At 70.2% G+C, this 12,859-nt stretch carries 10 protein-coding genes; 4 read left to right on the top strand and 6 right to left on the bottom strand.

Features of this window, described 5'->3' with window-relative positions; translation table 11 throughout:
• Window positions 1-335 precede the first annotated feature (335 nt).
• Window positions 336-680: a hypothetical protein gene (locus tag NE234_RS38490; RefSeq protein WP_252785911.1), complete on the bottom strand. Its 345-nt coding sequence runs from the start codon at window positions 678-680 to the stop codon at window positions 336-338.
• A gap of 412 nt (window positions 681-1,092) precedes the next feature.
• On the opposite strand from NE234_RS38490, the gene NE234_RS38485 reads away from it, so the two are divergent.
• Window positions 1,093-2,169 (top strand): hypothetical protein, encoded by a 1,077-nt coding sequence (locus tag NE234_RS38485; RefSeq protein WP_252785910.1) that lies wholly within the window; start codon window positions 1,093-1,095, stop codon window positions 2,167-2,169.
• Window positions 2,170-2,183: 14 nt separating this feature from the next.
• Here the strand turns inward: NE234_RS38485 and NE234_RS38480 are convergent, their stop codons facing one another.
• Window positions 2,184-2,549 (bottom strand): hypothetical protein, encoded by a 366-nt coding sequence (locus tag NE234_RS38480; RefSeq protein ID WP_252785909.1) that lies wholly within the window; start codon window positions 2,547-2,549, stop codon window positions 2,184-2,186.
• A 1,480-nt stretch (window positions 2,550-4,029) separates the two neighbouring features.
• Between NE234_RS38480 and NE234_RS38475 the strand changes: the two genes are divergently transcribed.
• Window positions 4,030-6,228, top strand: a complete 2,199-nt coding sequence (locus NE234_RS38475; protein ID WP_252785908.1) for an alpha-L-rhamnosidase C-terminal domain-containing protein — start codon at window positions 4,030-4,032, stop codon at window positions 6,226-6,228.
• 416 nt (window positions 6,229-6,644) lie between these two features.
• Complete coding sequence (locus NE234_RS38470; protein WP_252785907.1) at window positions 6,645-8,171, top strand: alpha/beta hydrolase domain-containing protein; 1,527 nt, start codon at window positions 6,645-6,647, stop codon at window positions 8,169-8,171.
• On the opposite strand, the gene NE234_RS38465 is transcribed toward NE234_RS38470, so the two are convergent.
• Both NE234_RS38465 and NE234_RS38460 read right to left on the bottom strand, forming a co-directional pair.
• Window positions 8,057-9,583: a hypothetical protein gene (locus tag NE234_RS38465; RefSeq protein ID WP_252785906.1), complete on the bottom strand. Its 1,527-nt coding sequence runs from the start codon at window positions 9,581-9,583 to the stop codon at window positions 8,057-8,059. The genes NE234_RS38470 and NE234_RS38465 overlap by 115 nt on opposite strands.
• 2 nt (window positions 9,584-9,585) lie before the next feature.
• The gene (locus tag NE234_RS38460) at window positions 9,586-10,401 is read right to left on the bottom strand and encodes an alpha/beta fold hydrolase (protein WP_252785905.1); all 816 of its coding nucleotides are present in this window, start codon (window positions 10,399-10,401) and stop codon (window positions 9,586-9,588) included.
• 155 nt (window positions 10,402-10,556) lie between these two features.
• Between NE234_RS38460 and NE234_RS38455 the strand changes: the two genes are divergently transcribed.
• The gene (locus tag NE234_RS38455; RefSeq protein ID WP_252785904.1) at window positions 10,557-11,081 is read left to right on the top strand and encodes a hypothetical protein; all 525 of its coding nucleotides are present in this window, start codon (window positions 10,557-10,559) and stop codon (window positions 11,079-11,081) included.
• Window positions 11,082-11,176: 95 nt separating this feature from the next.
• Here NE234_RS38455 and NE234_RS38450 read toward each other — a convergent pair whose 3' ends face one another.
• Window positions 11,177-11,377, bottom strand: a complete 201-nt coding sequence (locus NE234_RS38450; RefSeq protein WP_252785903.1) for a hypothetical protein — start codon at window positions 11,375-11,377, stop codon at window positions 11,177-11,179.
• Between the two features lie 329 nt (window positions 11,378-11,706).
• Complete coding sequence (locus tag NE234_RS38445; protein ID WP_252785902.1) at window positions 11,707-12,432, bottom strand: acetate uptake transporter family protein; 726 nt, start codon at window positions 12,430-12,432, stop codon at window positions 11,707-11,709.
• Window positions 12,433-12,859 lie beyond the last annotated feature (427 nt).

The following is a 12,859-nucleotide window of genomic DNA, read 5'->3' as shown; positions in this document are numbered from 1 at the left end:
CCTCAGCCGCCTCCCTGGCCACCTCCCTGTGTCGGCCTGGGCGGCCTCCCTGGTTCAGGGAGGCAGGGAGGCCGCCCAGGGTTGGCCTCTCGCGGTCCCTGTGGCGTACCTCCCCTGTGGCGGCCACCTGCCTCCCTGATGGGTGTCGCGTGGTGGCGGAACCGCCGCCGTACCTACGCGCCGAGGCCCCCGAGGTACGCATACCCCGGGGGCCTCGCGGTGGTCTAGCGACCGCCGGACTCTAGCGGGCACCCCCTCTAGGTCTAGCGACCCCTCTAGAGGGGGGAACGCCACGTTCTCCCCTCGCGACCTGCGGATATCTCCAGCTCTAGCGTCTAGCGGACGATCTCAGGTACGGCCCGTTTCTCGGCCAGAGCGGCGAGGTACGCCTGTACTTCATACGCGCGAGCCTGGCTGCCGCCCAGGGCCCGCTGGAGGCGCTTGACGCCCGGCACGCGCCTGGCCCGCCCGTACCTCGTCGGCGAAGATCCGTACCGCCCGTACCTGGTGAGGGTCCGCCGGTGGCGGTACGGCCGATGCCGGCTCGCCCGTGAACCACGCCATGACAGCCGGGGAGACGTCAGCTCGTCCTCGGCTTCGGCGACACCGGCACCCGCACGATCGAGGCGGGCATCGCCGCCGTCGCCGACCTGCTGCGCGGCGCCTGAGGTGCCCTCCACCTACTGGACGGGGGGCCGCGTTCCCGGCTTCACCCGTATACCCGCCGATACCGGGACGATCCGCCTTCGGCCGTCCGCACGACGAGCACTCGACACACTGGCTGTCGGGCGCCGCCGAATGTCGCTGGTCAGGCACTTAGTGACGACGAGTTTCAGTCTTGTGTAAATGACCATATGCGGACATTAAATGGATAGTCCGGCATGCGGCGAGGAAGATCCGTAGCGATGAGTCCCTCCACAGGGACCACGCGACGAACGGGGCACGGAACTGATGAGATCGGCCAAACTATTCGCGCTCTCCTCCATCGTCACGACGACGCTCATTGCCACGGCCGCACCGTCGGCCCTTGGTGCCACCACGGCGAGTGCCCGGTCCGGCGACGTGGCGCCGCGGAACTGCAAGAAGTATTCGGTGCGGGAGACGTACTCCATCGACGCCGCAGGCCGGCGAAGCGCCGCCCAGAGCGACTCCGGGAAGGTCCGCGTCTTCGGCGGTCGCGCCGATGGCATGAAAGTGGTGGTGCCGCCGGCCGGGTTCGACCCGCACGCCGCCACCGACTCACAGCTCCGGCTCTACGGATTCCCGCCGCGACCGGCGAGCGGTCCGGCGCGCGAGCGGTGGAACCGGCTGTACCCCCACCGCCACATCGACTACGTCACGCCCGAGATGTGCAGCAACACCGGAGTGACCGCTGGGCCTCCCTCGACGTCCCGCGCGGGCGGCACCGCTCTGGCGTCGGTGCCGCTGACCAGCCCACGCTGGTCGGGCGGCATGGCGATCCGGGCGACCGGGAGCCCCGCGTTCACCTCGGCCTTCGTCCAGTGGAACGAACCGACCTTCGTCGCGGCATGTCCCACTGCGTCGTCGTACAACATCTGGTCGGGGCTGGGCGGCTGGAATTCGAACCCGTCGAAGTGGGGACTCCTGCAGGTAGGCGTGGACAACATCGGCGGCACCGGGCCGAACGATGACTACGTGTGGTGGGAGGCGCTGAACCAGAGCAAGTCCCAGACCCTCAACGAGCAGGTTGTGACCAACATGAAAGTGTCCGCCGGGAACAAGGTCCAGGCGATGACCTACTACGATCCGATCGGTCACACCATCGCGTTCCAGGTCTACAACCTGAGCACCAACAAGCTGGTCACGCTCGGCCCGTGGAGCATCATCAAGGACGAGAACGGCATCCCTGTCGGCACCGCCGACGACTATTACGACGGAACATATGCCGAGACCATCGCCGAACGATCGCAGGTCAACGGCAAGAACCTGAATTTGCGGCAACCCTCGTCGAAGTACAGCCAATTCCTGGACGCCGAGATCGCCAACGACCCGGACGGGGACGTCGCCCCCGGTTTCCAGTATCCCGACTGGAACCAGGTCAACATGACCGACGACGCCGATAAGAACCTCCTGTCGGTGCCGGCGAACTTCCCGACGAGCGGCTCCAGCTCCACCGCGTGGAAGAACACCTGGAAGGCCTGCTTGTGAGCTGACGCCGCGCCTCAGCCGCCGGTGACGTCGACGTGGAGGACACGGCACAGCCCCCATGGCACCGCCGAATCCCCGGGAGGCGAAGGCGTCGCCGCCCAGTTGGGCGGTGAGCAGAACGAAGTCCGTACGAGCAGGACTGCCGCGCCGGGCGCCATGGCACGAAATCGTTCATGGCGCCCGTCAGGCGTACGGGAGACGACGGCGACGACCGCGGGGGCACTGCTCTGCGGCAACGGCAGCGCACCCAGACCAGGAGCACGAGGGATGTCCGCGGTGATGGTGCCGCCCGGCTTGAGCGTCGTGGACCCCAGATCCTGGTACTGGCCCGCGCAGCTACCGAGCTGGCGGGTCCAGGAGCCGATCTTGAGGGTCAGCACGGGCGGCGCGCATGTCGACGCTCCCCGCCCGGCACCGTCCTCGCACCCAGTCACAGAACTCAGCAGGACAACGGCGGTTAACAGCCGCGCGGCCACGCTCGGTACCCAGGACATGCACTCACCCACCGTTTCGTCGGCTCCCGCGGCCCAGCGTACGCGCCGCCGCGCGGGGCCAGCCACTCGATCTCCTCCATTGGTCACCCCATCCCGTCGCCGGCGTCACAGAGGTGATCCTTCGGACGCGCCGGATGTGACATGGCGGGACGACGTACGTGGTCGGCCGCGCGCCTGACGCGGCTCCGGTACCGGGGTGCCCGCCGATGCGCCGATGCTAGTGATCTTCGTGGCGTCGGCGAGGCGGGGGATCCCGAAGTCGCAGATCTTGACCCGGCCCTCCTCCAGCAGGAACAGGCGATTCGACGGCTGGCCTACTTCTTCGGCTTCGGCTTCTGCTTGAGGAACTTCTCCAGGCAGCCGTTGACGACCTCGTTGAGTGTGACGCCCTCGGCCTCGGCCTTCGCCTTGGCCGCTTCCCATACCGACCCCATCGCGGGCGTCCGCCGACAGGTGGCGGCCCGCCTGGACGAGCTGGAGACGGCCCTGGTCGCGCACGGGTCCCGCGCGACCGAGATCGATCGGAAGTTCTGGCACTTGGACGTCCGGGCGGCTGCGACCAAGCTTCAGCCGGCCGGTATGGATCACATGTTCTCTTCAAAACCATTGGACGGCGCTCGGCGTCGTCGGCGGGTTCGATTCCCGTGCGCCTCCGCCGCCAGCCTCATAGACCCGGCATGGCCGCGTTTCGCCACGAGCCTGGAGTCCGACCGGGGAACTCATGACAGAGCGGCTCTGGACGGGGGACGGGCACGATCGCGCGCTCGTCGAGATGCCGTCCGCGGCGTGCCCGAGTCGGCCGAAGCGGGCGCCGGATTCCAGAGCCCATCGCGATCGCCATGCCGATGTGCCGGTCGTGACCCGTGCCGTCGAGGCCGGCCTGCCGTTGCGCCGAGGGTTGTGGTCGTGCGGACGACGAGAATCCTCGGCGCTGAGCCCCGCCCACACGATCGGCGGCACTCCGCCGCCGCTCTGGTCGCATCGCCGCCGGAACGGACGGCGCTCGCACCTTCTGCCCTCCCGGGCCTGGTGGGCCGGGAGAGGCTCACCCCTGGGGTGTCGCCCGGGTCGCCCTGGGTCATCTGAAGGCGGCGCGTTCTTCGGGCAGGTGGTATCGGCGCGGATGCCAGCCGGGATCGCCTGAATACCCGGCCGACGGAACTGAATACTCAGTCAATCCTTTGCGGGCCGGCGGCGCAATTACACGAAGGTGGAATTAGGGGGTTTACGCTGATGAGGGCGCCGACTTTCCGGCCGTTTGACTTTAAGGCGTGTCGAGGTGAGGCTGGTCAGTCAAAGCAGGTCGACCGACTCAATTCAGTCGCATGTCACTGACTTTTCCGAATCTCTCCGGCGGAGGAAGATAATGAATCGCGCAAGACCCGGGCGTGGCGGGTCCACCGCCCGCGCGCTGCTGGCAGGCGCCGTCGGCGCGGCGCTCGTCCTCCCCGGCGCCGCATGTGCGGGGCCGGGCGGCCGGCAGGGCCTGGCGGCGAACGCCGCGGCCTTGTCGCGAACGGCGACGGCGCCGGATCTGAACTGGCGGTCGCACGTGCTGGCGGTTCCCGGCCGATATGTTCGGCCGCGTTCGGTCACGGTCGAGGGAAGCGCGGGAAAGGTGACGAATCCCGATGGACTGCGCGCCGAAGGCGGCGGAACGACCACGCTGACGACGACCGCAGACGGCGGCGTGCGGCTGATCGTCGATCTCGGCGTCCTCGTGAGCGGACGCATCGAACTCGGCGTCCGGAAGGCGTCCGGTGCGCCGATCCGGATGTCCTACGCCGAGGGCCGTCAGTTCCTCGGCCGCTGGGGCGACGGAGATACCAAGCCGGACGACTTCTTCTACCACGGCAAGACGCTGGGGACGGATGACGACCCCGATGGGCGCGCCGATGTGTTCGAGCCGACGAGTCACCCCACCGTCCTACGGAGCCCCGGACTGCGCGGCTCCCAGCGATACGTGGCGATCACGCTGGACGGGCCGGGCACCGCGACGTTCGACTTCGTCCGGGTGCGGCAGACCAATCGTGCGAGCGCGTACGACGGACACTTCCTGTCCAGCGATCCCGTCCTCGACCGCGCGTGGTACGCCAGCGCGTACGGGATCGACCTGTCGACGGTCCGGGACACCCGTAAGAATCCGGGGGCGCGGTGGGTCATCGTCGACGGTCCTAAGCGGGACCGGGTCGTCTACGCCGAGGATCTCCAACTGGTCGCACAGGCCGCGTACTACCAGAGCGGCGCGTACCGCTGGATCGTCCGTGACAGCCTCAATCTCTTCGCCTGCCAGCAGGAACCCGATGGCGGGCTTCCGGCGGCCTCGCGCATCGACGTCCCGTGCGACCCCGGTCACCCTGGACCGCCGGATGGCTCGCCGAAGGGGTTCGAGCCGCCCGGTGACGCGGGCATGGTCCGGCTCGACAGTTTCACCGCGTGGTGGGTGGTCGCCCTCGACGACTACCTCAGGTACACCGGCGACACCCGGTTCGTCAGGTCGATGCTGCCCGTCGCCCGCCGAGCGGTACGTCTCTTCACCGCCCACCCGGCGGACGGCGTCCTCTTCCGCACCGGGACGTACGCCGAGAAGCCCGGCTACAACTGGCACCCGCCGGACAAGGCCGACGGCGTCGACGCCTACACGAACGAGGCCTATTACGGCGCTCTGCGCGCCCTGGCCTCCCTCGAACGGTCGGTGGCCGGAGACGCCGCGGCGGCGAGGTCACTCGATGCACGCGCGACGAAGGTGCGCGCCGCGCTGCTGCGGACCTTCTGGGACGCCAAGGCGGGCGCCATGCTCCTCAACACGGATGATCCACGGCGCAATCACAGCTCCGACGCCAATTCCGGCGCCCTGTCGTTCGGGCTGCTCAGCCCCGAGCAGGCGAAGAGCGCCATGGCGTTCCTCAAGCGGCGGCTGGGAACTCCCTACGGAACGGCGACCGGTGAGTATCCCGACGATCCGTACATGACGCGGCAGCTGTCCCCGTACATCATGGCGCGGGAGGCACTGGGACGTTTCGAGTACGGCGACGGCACCGGAGCGCTGAGTCTCATCCGTACGGCCTGGAACCACATGATCGAGAACTGGCCCGGTACTCCGTGGGAGCAGTCGGCGGCCGATGGGACACCCGGGGGAGCCGGGACCGGGACCGGCGGTGGGGCCGACCTCGCGCACGCGTGGAGCACCGCTGTGCCCGCGCTGTCCATGGACGTTCTCGGCGTGCGGCCGGTGAGCGACGGGTACGCGCGCTGGACGGTGAGCCCCGACCCTGTCGACCTGTCCTGGGCGCAGGGGACCGTACCCGTGCCCGGCGGGGCCATCTCCACCGCGTGGAAGCGCGGCAAGGACGACGGTTCGTTCACCCTGAGCGTCGCGGCGCCGGAGCGCACCACCGGACAGGTCGCGATTCCGACCTTCCACGGTGACCGCACCATCGCGGTGGACGGCCGGATCGCCTGGCGGGACGGCCACCCGGTCCGCGGCGTGCACGCGCACCAGGAGGGGGATCGAATCATGTTCGACCAGGTGCAGGGCGGTCACACCTTCGCCTGGAGCGCTTAGCGCACGACGGTACGGACGACATCGGACCGGCCGGCGGTCCATTCGGCCGAGACCGACGACGTCGAGCACGTCGGCGAGACGGCGTGCCGCCGGGCCGCCCAGCCGGCGCGGCAACAGCACGTTCTGGGCGACCATCAGCTCGTGTCGACCGACACCCCGTCCAACGCCGTCACCTGCCGCCCGCCGGAGCCGTAGCGACGACTGACCGGTTCCCAGTGCACGACGAGACCCAGAGGACCAAGGATTCGGTCCGACGAGTGCTGAGGAACAGCGTGCAGGCCGTCCGAACGCGAGTACGGCCGACCCCACCATCGGGAGTTCATCGGAGTCGCAAGACCGGTGATTCTCCCGATGCCCGGGCCGGGGCGGACGGCCGACACTGTGCTTCCCTGACCCCTGCTCCTCAGGAGGCACCCGTGCGCCTACCCGTTCGGTTCCCGCGGCGGCGGACGATCGCCGCGGCGCTGGCAGCGGTGCTCTGCGCCGTCTTCCTCGGCGCCCCGGCGGCGACCTCGGCCGCCCGGGCCGCGGTGGCCGGCCCGACCATCACGGTGCCGCCCAGCGGCAGCCATGGCTTTCCGTTCCTCGCCGCGGCGGAGGACCTCGGCTCATTCGGCTACACCGAGAGCGAGTACTTCATCGCGGGCACCGCCACGGCCTACGCGCCGTCCGGAATCTGGACCTCGGACGGCCGATGGGGCGTCCGCGCGTCCCTCCGCGCCCCGTACCGGACCCGCATCCTCGTCCGCCGGCCGACCGACCCGGCGAAGTTCAACGGCACCGTCGTCGTCGAGTGGCTCAACGTCAGCGGGCAGATCGATCTCTCCCCGGACTACTGGTTCGCGCGGGACGAACTGCTCCGCAAGGGCTACGCCTGGGTCGGCGTCTCGGCGCAGGCGATCGGCGTGAACGGCGGCCTCGGCCAGATCCACGGTCTCAAGGGCTGGGACCCGGCGCGGTACGGCACCCTCTTCCATCCCGGCGACGCCTTCTCGTACGACATCTTCTCCCAGGCCGGGCAGGCGCTGCGTACGCCGAACGGGCCCGACCCGCTCGGCGGGCTGCACATCCGGACGCTGCTCGCCGACGGCGAGTCGCAGTCGGCCGGGTTCATGACGACGTACGTCGACGCCGTCCAGCCGGTGGCGCAGGTCTACGACGGCTTCATGATCCACAGCAACAGCGCCGTCGGCGCGCCCATCAGCGGCAACGCCGCCGACACGTTGCTGATGCCGAACCCGTCCCGCATCCGGACCGACCTGTCCGTACCGACGTTCGTGGTGCTCACCGAGACCGACGTCCCGCTCGCCTCCGTCGCCCGGCAGCCCGACACGAACCGGGTGGTGCACTGGGAGCTGGCCGGCACCTCGCACGGCGACCAGTGGGCGTACGACCTCGGTAACCCGACCGTGCAGAGGTCCGCGGGCTCCGCCGCACCGCAGCCCGACTGCGCCGCGGGGACGGCCCCCTACAACGACGGGCCCGGCCACTACTCGATGAACGCCGCGCTGCGCCACCTGGCCGACTGGGCGCAGGGCGGGAACCCGCCGCCGAGCGGGCCGGTGCTGAACGCCGATGTGCGCGACCCGAGCACCGGCCTGGCCACCGGAGGGATCCGGTTGCCCGACGTCGCGGTGCCGACCCGTACGCTCACCGGGCTGCGGGACACCAGCGGCGGCGGCGTCTTCTGCGGGCTGTACGGCGCGAGCGATCCGTGGAACGGCGACGCCGACCCGTGGGACCGGCACAACGCCGGTGACCCGTCCGATCCCGCCCCTCCGCTGAACACCGAGCCGGTGCTCAGCCGGCTGTACCCGACGCACGCGGACTACGTGAGCAAGGTACGGGCGGCCGCGCAGGACTCGGTGAACGCCGGGTACCTCCTGCCGGAGGACGCCACGACGATCGTCGACGACGCGCAGAACTCGAACATCGGCGGCTGAACCCGCGTTGGTGCCGCCCGCCCTGCCCCGAGGACCGACCCGCGTGCCCCGCTCCGGGATCGGCCCGGGGCGGGGCCGCGCGGATGGCGCCGCGCGGGAGAGGGTGAGCCGTGATGCGCCGCGCCACCGAGCGGTGCCACCGGGCCAGGCGGTACTCCGGCCGGGATGGGCCACCGGGGAGGAACGATCTTGGCGAGCACCGACGGCATCGGATCGCCGTCGAGTACCTCCCGTAGTTCCCGGACGCCCTCGGCGCGCCGAGCCGGGCCGAGGGCGAGGTGGTGCTCGATCCGTTCGTTGAAGGTCCTCCGGAAACGCCGGTACAGCCCGTCGTCCTCGCGGATCCGGCCGGCGATCCGTACGAGGGCCGCGGTTCCGGTGAGGTCGTCCTCGGGTACGGGGTGATCCGGCAGGACGTCGGCGAATCGGCCGGCGGAGCGGCCGAAGAGCGTGCCGCCGAGCCGCCGCACGGTGAAGACGTGCGCGTAGTGCTGTTCGGGCAGCCCGAGCGGCAGCCGCCCGAGGGCCATCGCCTCATGCAGTGCCGTCAGGCCCGGCGCGATCAGATAGTCGGGGGCGACCGCCGCGCACCGCAGCAGCTCGCGCTGGGGCAGAAGACGGAAGTCGGCGCGACGACCCGCGACCGAGAAGGACCGCTCCCGCCCGGGACCGTAGGGGCCGCCGCAGACCAGCACCCGCGTGAACCGCGGCCAGTCTCGCAGCAGGTCCGGGATCCACCGGTGCAGCAACCGCAGGTAGTCGTCGTTGACGTCGAAGTCCAGCAGGAAGTTCTTGAACCCGCCGACGTTGATGAGAAGGTCGCATCCGGGGGTGGTGTCCGGCGGCACGTCCCGTACGCCTTCCAGGTCGATGATCGAGCCGGTCAGGTGGATCTCGGGGCCGGGCCCGAGAGAGGCGAACGCGGCCGCGCGTTCGGGGACGCCGGGAAAGGTCTGCACGACACTGTGCGCGGCGAGCAGATGCGCCGCGACGACGCGTTCGTGCGGTGACAGGCCGGCCAGATGCCGGGCCGCCGCGGCGAAGGACGAGCGGGGCAGGCTCGCGCACAGGCGCTGGACGGCGGTCAGAGGGCGGCGCAGTGACCAGAAGCCGAACAGGCTGTCCACCACCACGGCGGGGCGGCCGACGGTGGCCGCCCGCAGGACCAGGTCCGCCTCCATCACCGAGATCACCAGGTCACCGGACCCGACCAGGTCGTCGATCGACGCGGACGCGGCTCCCGGCGGCCGTTCGTGCAGCTCGTCGAAGGCGTCGGCGTTCCGGTGCGCGAAGGCGGCCGCCACGCCATCGCCGACGAACACCCGCTCGTGGCCGGCCAGCAGCCTTGAGACGGCGACGAGCTCGGCCGCCGGTCCGAAGCCGCAACCTTGCGCCCCCATGATGATCCGCATCGTCACCGTTCCCGGGACGGGGCCGTGGCCGCGAGCACCTCGACGAGCCGGCCGGCGAAGCCGACCGGGTCCTTGGCGTACCCCATGTGGCCGCCGGGGAAGAGGACCGGCCGGTGGCCGAGCCGCTCGGCGAGGGCGTCCACCGGACGGTGGACGGCGTACGCCCGGGAGTCTTCGCCGCCTGCCGCCACGACCCGGCCCGCGACCGCCTCGAGAGCGGTCAGATCGGGCACGTGACGGGTGAACGGCCGCATGACGTGGGCGAGGAAGAACGCGCTGTTGTCGTGTGCCCGCGGCAGCGCCGGCGGGGGGCTTCCGCCGAAGATGGCGCTGAGCCTGCCCAGCGCGGCTGCGACGCCATCGCGGCGGAAGACCTCGTGGACGTCCTCGAAGAAGGCCTGGTGCTCTTCGGCGTCCGGCAGCAGCGCCATCGCGGGCGGCTCGTGCACGACGACCCGCTGGATCCGGTCCGGCCGGCCCACCGCGAGTTCGAGCGCGACCAGCCCGCCCGAGCAGCTGCCGAACACGTGCACCGGCTCACCAGCGGCGGCCACATGGTCGATCAGGCGGGCCGCGTCGTCGGCGTGGACCTCGACCCGTTGGTCGACCGGCGGTCCGTGCAGGACACTGCGGGAGTTGCCGCGCGGATCGTAGGAGATCACCCGGTGGCGGACGGCCAGAACCGCCGCCGGCTCTTCGAACACGGTCGCGTCCGAGGACCCCGCGGCGATCAGTAACAGCAGCGGGCCCGTCCCACGGACCTCGTAATGCAGGCTTGCGCCGGGCACGGCGAGCCTGCCGACTTCGACGGCGGCCATGACGCTCCAGGACATTCGAGGAGGACCGCCATCATCGCACAAAGTCACGGGAGTTAACCGGAAAGTACGCGCATGTGGTCAGGGATGTGCTCTCATGGTCCGGCCGGATCGCTCACCGAACGTGAGCGAAGCGTCACGGATGACGGAGGAACCTCATGGCCGACCACGGAACACCGGCGCGTGTCCTCGTCGCGGCGAGTGCCGCGGCGCTCGGGGCGATCGTGCCGATCGCGCGCCCGGCCGCCGCGGAGTCGCCCGCCCTCCTGCAGTGCCAGGGCGCCGAGACCGTCACCTACCGGCCCGGAGTGCTCCTGCGGCCCCGGAACATCGAGATCACGACCGCGGGGCGTTTCGGCTCGTGCGCCGGCGGCGCGGTGACGAGCGGGGCGTACGCGGAGCGCTTCACCATCTTCGCGGGCTGCGGCGATCTGCTCGACGGCTTCCATGCCCGGCGCACGTTCCGGTGGAACACCGGAGACGCGAGCGTCCTCGACGCGACCGGAAGCAGCACCGCCGTGGCCGGTCAGGTCATCACCACGATCACCGGCCGCATCATCCGGGGCCGGTTCACCGGCCGGACGGCGGTTCAGACGGTCACCCTTCCGCAGCCGAGCGCGCTGCGCTGCCTCACCACCGGCCTGACCAACGCGACGGGAGTGACGACGCTCAGTGTCGCGTGAACTCCTCTGAGCGAGGGATCATCGTGGCGGCGGTACGGCCGGCGTTCCGTGTCCGGCCCGGGCGATCGCTTCTCCGCCGGTGCGGGGGACGGTGCTCAGACGGTGGTGTGGCCGGTGCACATGTGCCACGACGGGGCCTCGGCCTGGAGGAGTACCGCGTCGCATCCGGAACATGACCACACGCCGTCGGGCACGACGACGTTCCAGGTCGCCGCGTCGTCGCGTGCGCAGGCGAGGCGGTATGCGCGGAGGGAACGGCGCGTCAGGGCTCTACAGAACTCGGCCACACGAGACATGAGGGGGACTCCCGCTGGACAAACCGTCATAAATCAGACTGTCTGTCGAGCGTAGCGGACGGGAAGACCGCCTCTGGCCAGGGGTTTCCTTCATCCCATGGGTGACCGTAAGAGTCTTCCCGGCCGATGGCGCCCCCGGGCCGGCGTGCGGTCCGCCGCGCCCCGTGTCCCCTTCTCGACTCTCCCGCCCGCGTCCGGCCGTCATCGAGGGCGCCGTCCTCCGGAGCGGGCCGCCCGCTCCGGAGGACGGCGGCGCGACCTCTGAGGGCGGAAGGCTCCAAGGGCGGCTGTGCCGCCCTCGGAGGAGCGTCCGCGGTCGCGGGAGCCGGTCACTGGCCGATCTTGACCCCGGGCTGTCCGTACTTGTACTCCAGGGGCCGGGTGATCCTCCGGCCCGGGATGTTGGCCGCCGCCCTGTACTTGCCCAGCGGCATCATGGTCCGCCCGAAGCTGCCTTCCAGCATCATCGCGCCGGCCACGTACAGTGCGGCCGCGGCGGACGCCACGAAGAGCCAGCCTGCGATGATGATCGGCCATGACGCCCCGGCGAAGAAGCCGGCGGCGGCGAACCCGGTCCCCACGGCCAGCAGGACGAGCACGAGGCTCAGGCCCATGCTCTCAGCCGTCGCGGCCATCGCGCAGAGACCGGTGATCACGCACAGCGCGATCAACCAGAACGCGAACGGTGTGTTGGCGGCCCCGATCCGCGGTGCCAGAACGATGGGGAAGGCCCCCGCCGCGACCATCATGAACATGAGGCCGAACGCGAGCCAGAACGCCCCCCAGATCCCGTGCACCGCGGTGGCCAGGCCATCTCGGGCACGATAGGACCACATGCCCGCCAGGAACTGCGCGAGCCCGCCGGCGGTCAGCACGAAGGGGAACAGGATCACCGGGCTGAGCGCGCCCCCGTACCATCGCGCCATCCACGCGCCGACCATCAAGGTCGCCGTCGCCAGCCCGAAGAGACCGAGGATCGACGGCGCGGCGATCGGCTGCAGGAACACCCGGCTCCTGTCCTGCCAGAACGAGAACTCGCGTTGCTCGGTCTCCATCTCCCCGCCCGTGGGTGTACCGGCGGTCTCGTGCCCCCTGGCTCCGGTTCCCGTGGGTCTGTTATAGGCGCCTTGGCCCCTTGATTCGGTCATGGCATCCTCCCCCCTAGCTCACGGATGCCCGAACTGTCCATACCGCGATTCCATCCGCCAAAAACCTCTTATGGGTAGATATTGGTGTATTAGCGCACCTTTATCCATCGCCGCTTCAGTCACGGCAGTTCCGTCTCGCACCCACCGCCACCTGCGGTGGAGCGGCCCGGCGGCGAGAAGGGAGAAATGCTCGGGACTCACGGTGTGGGTCGAAACAAATGATCTTTGATGGGGATTCGCGCATCGCCGAACCGAGGATTCGCCGAGCATTTCGCTCCCACTTCGGCGTCGAGCCGTACGAGCGCCGGAGCGTGGGACGGTCGACTCCTCCCCC

Origin of the sequence: Actinoallomurus rhizosphaericola (genome assembly GCF_024055675.1) — a bacterium.
GTDB classification, from domain to species: Bacteria; Actinomycetota; Actinomycetes; order Streptosporangiales; family Streptosporangiaceae; genus Actinoallomurus; species Actinoallomurus soli.
This window is presented reverse-complemented; position numbering and strand designations above follow the sequence as displayed.

What these genes read in the sequence shown, in the direction of transcription:
- NE234_RS38445 (WP_252785902.1), bottom strand. Translation starts at nt 12,432, where the DNA reads ATGGAGACCGAGCAACGCGAGTTCTCGTTCTGGCAGGACAGGAGCCGG.
- NE234_RS38455 (WP_252785904.1), top strand. Translation starts at nt 10,557, where the DNA reads ATGGCCGACCACGGAACACCGGCGCGTGTCCTCGTCGCGGCGAGTGCC.
- NE234_RS38450 (WP_252785903.1), bottom strand. Translation starts at nt 11,377, where the DNA reads ATGTCTCGTGTGGCCGAGTTCTGTAGAGCCCTGACGCGCCGTTCCCTC.
- NE234_RS38475 (WP_252785908.1), top strand. Translation starts at nt 4,030, where the DNA reads ATGAATCGCGCAAGACCCGGGCGTGGCGGGTCCACCGCCCGCGCGCTG.
- NE234_RS38460 (WP_252785905.1), bottom strand. Translation starts at nt 10,401, where the DNA reads ATGGCCGCCGTCGAAGTCGGCAGGCTCGCCGTGCCCGGCGCAAGCCTG.
- NE234_RS38465 (WP_252785906.1), bottom strand. Translation starts at nt 9,583, where the DNA reads ATGCGGATCATCATGGGGGCGCAAGGTTGCGGCTTCGGACCGGCGGCC.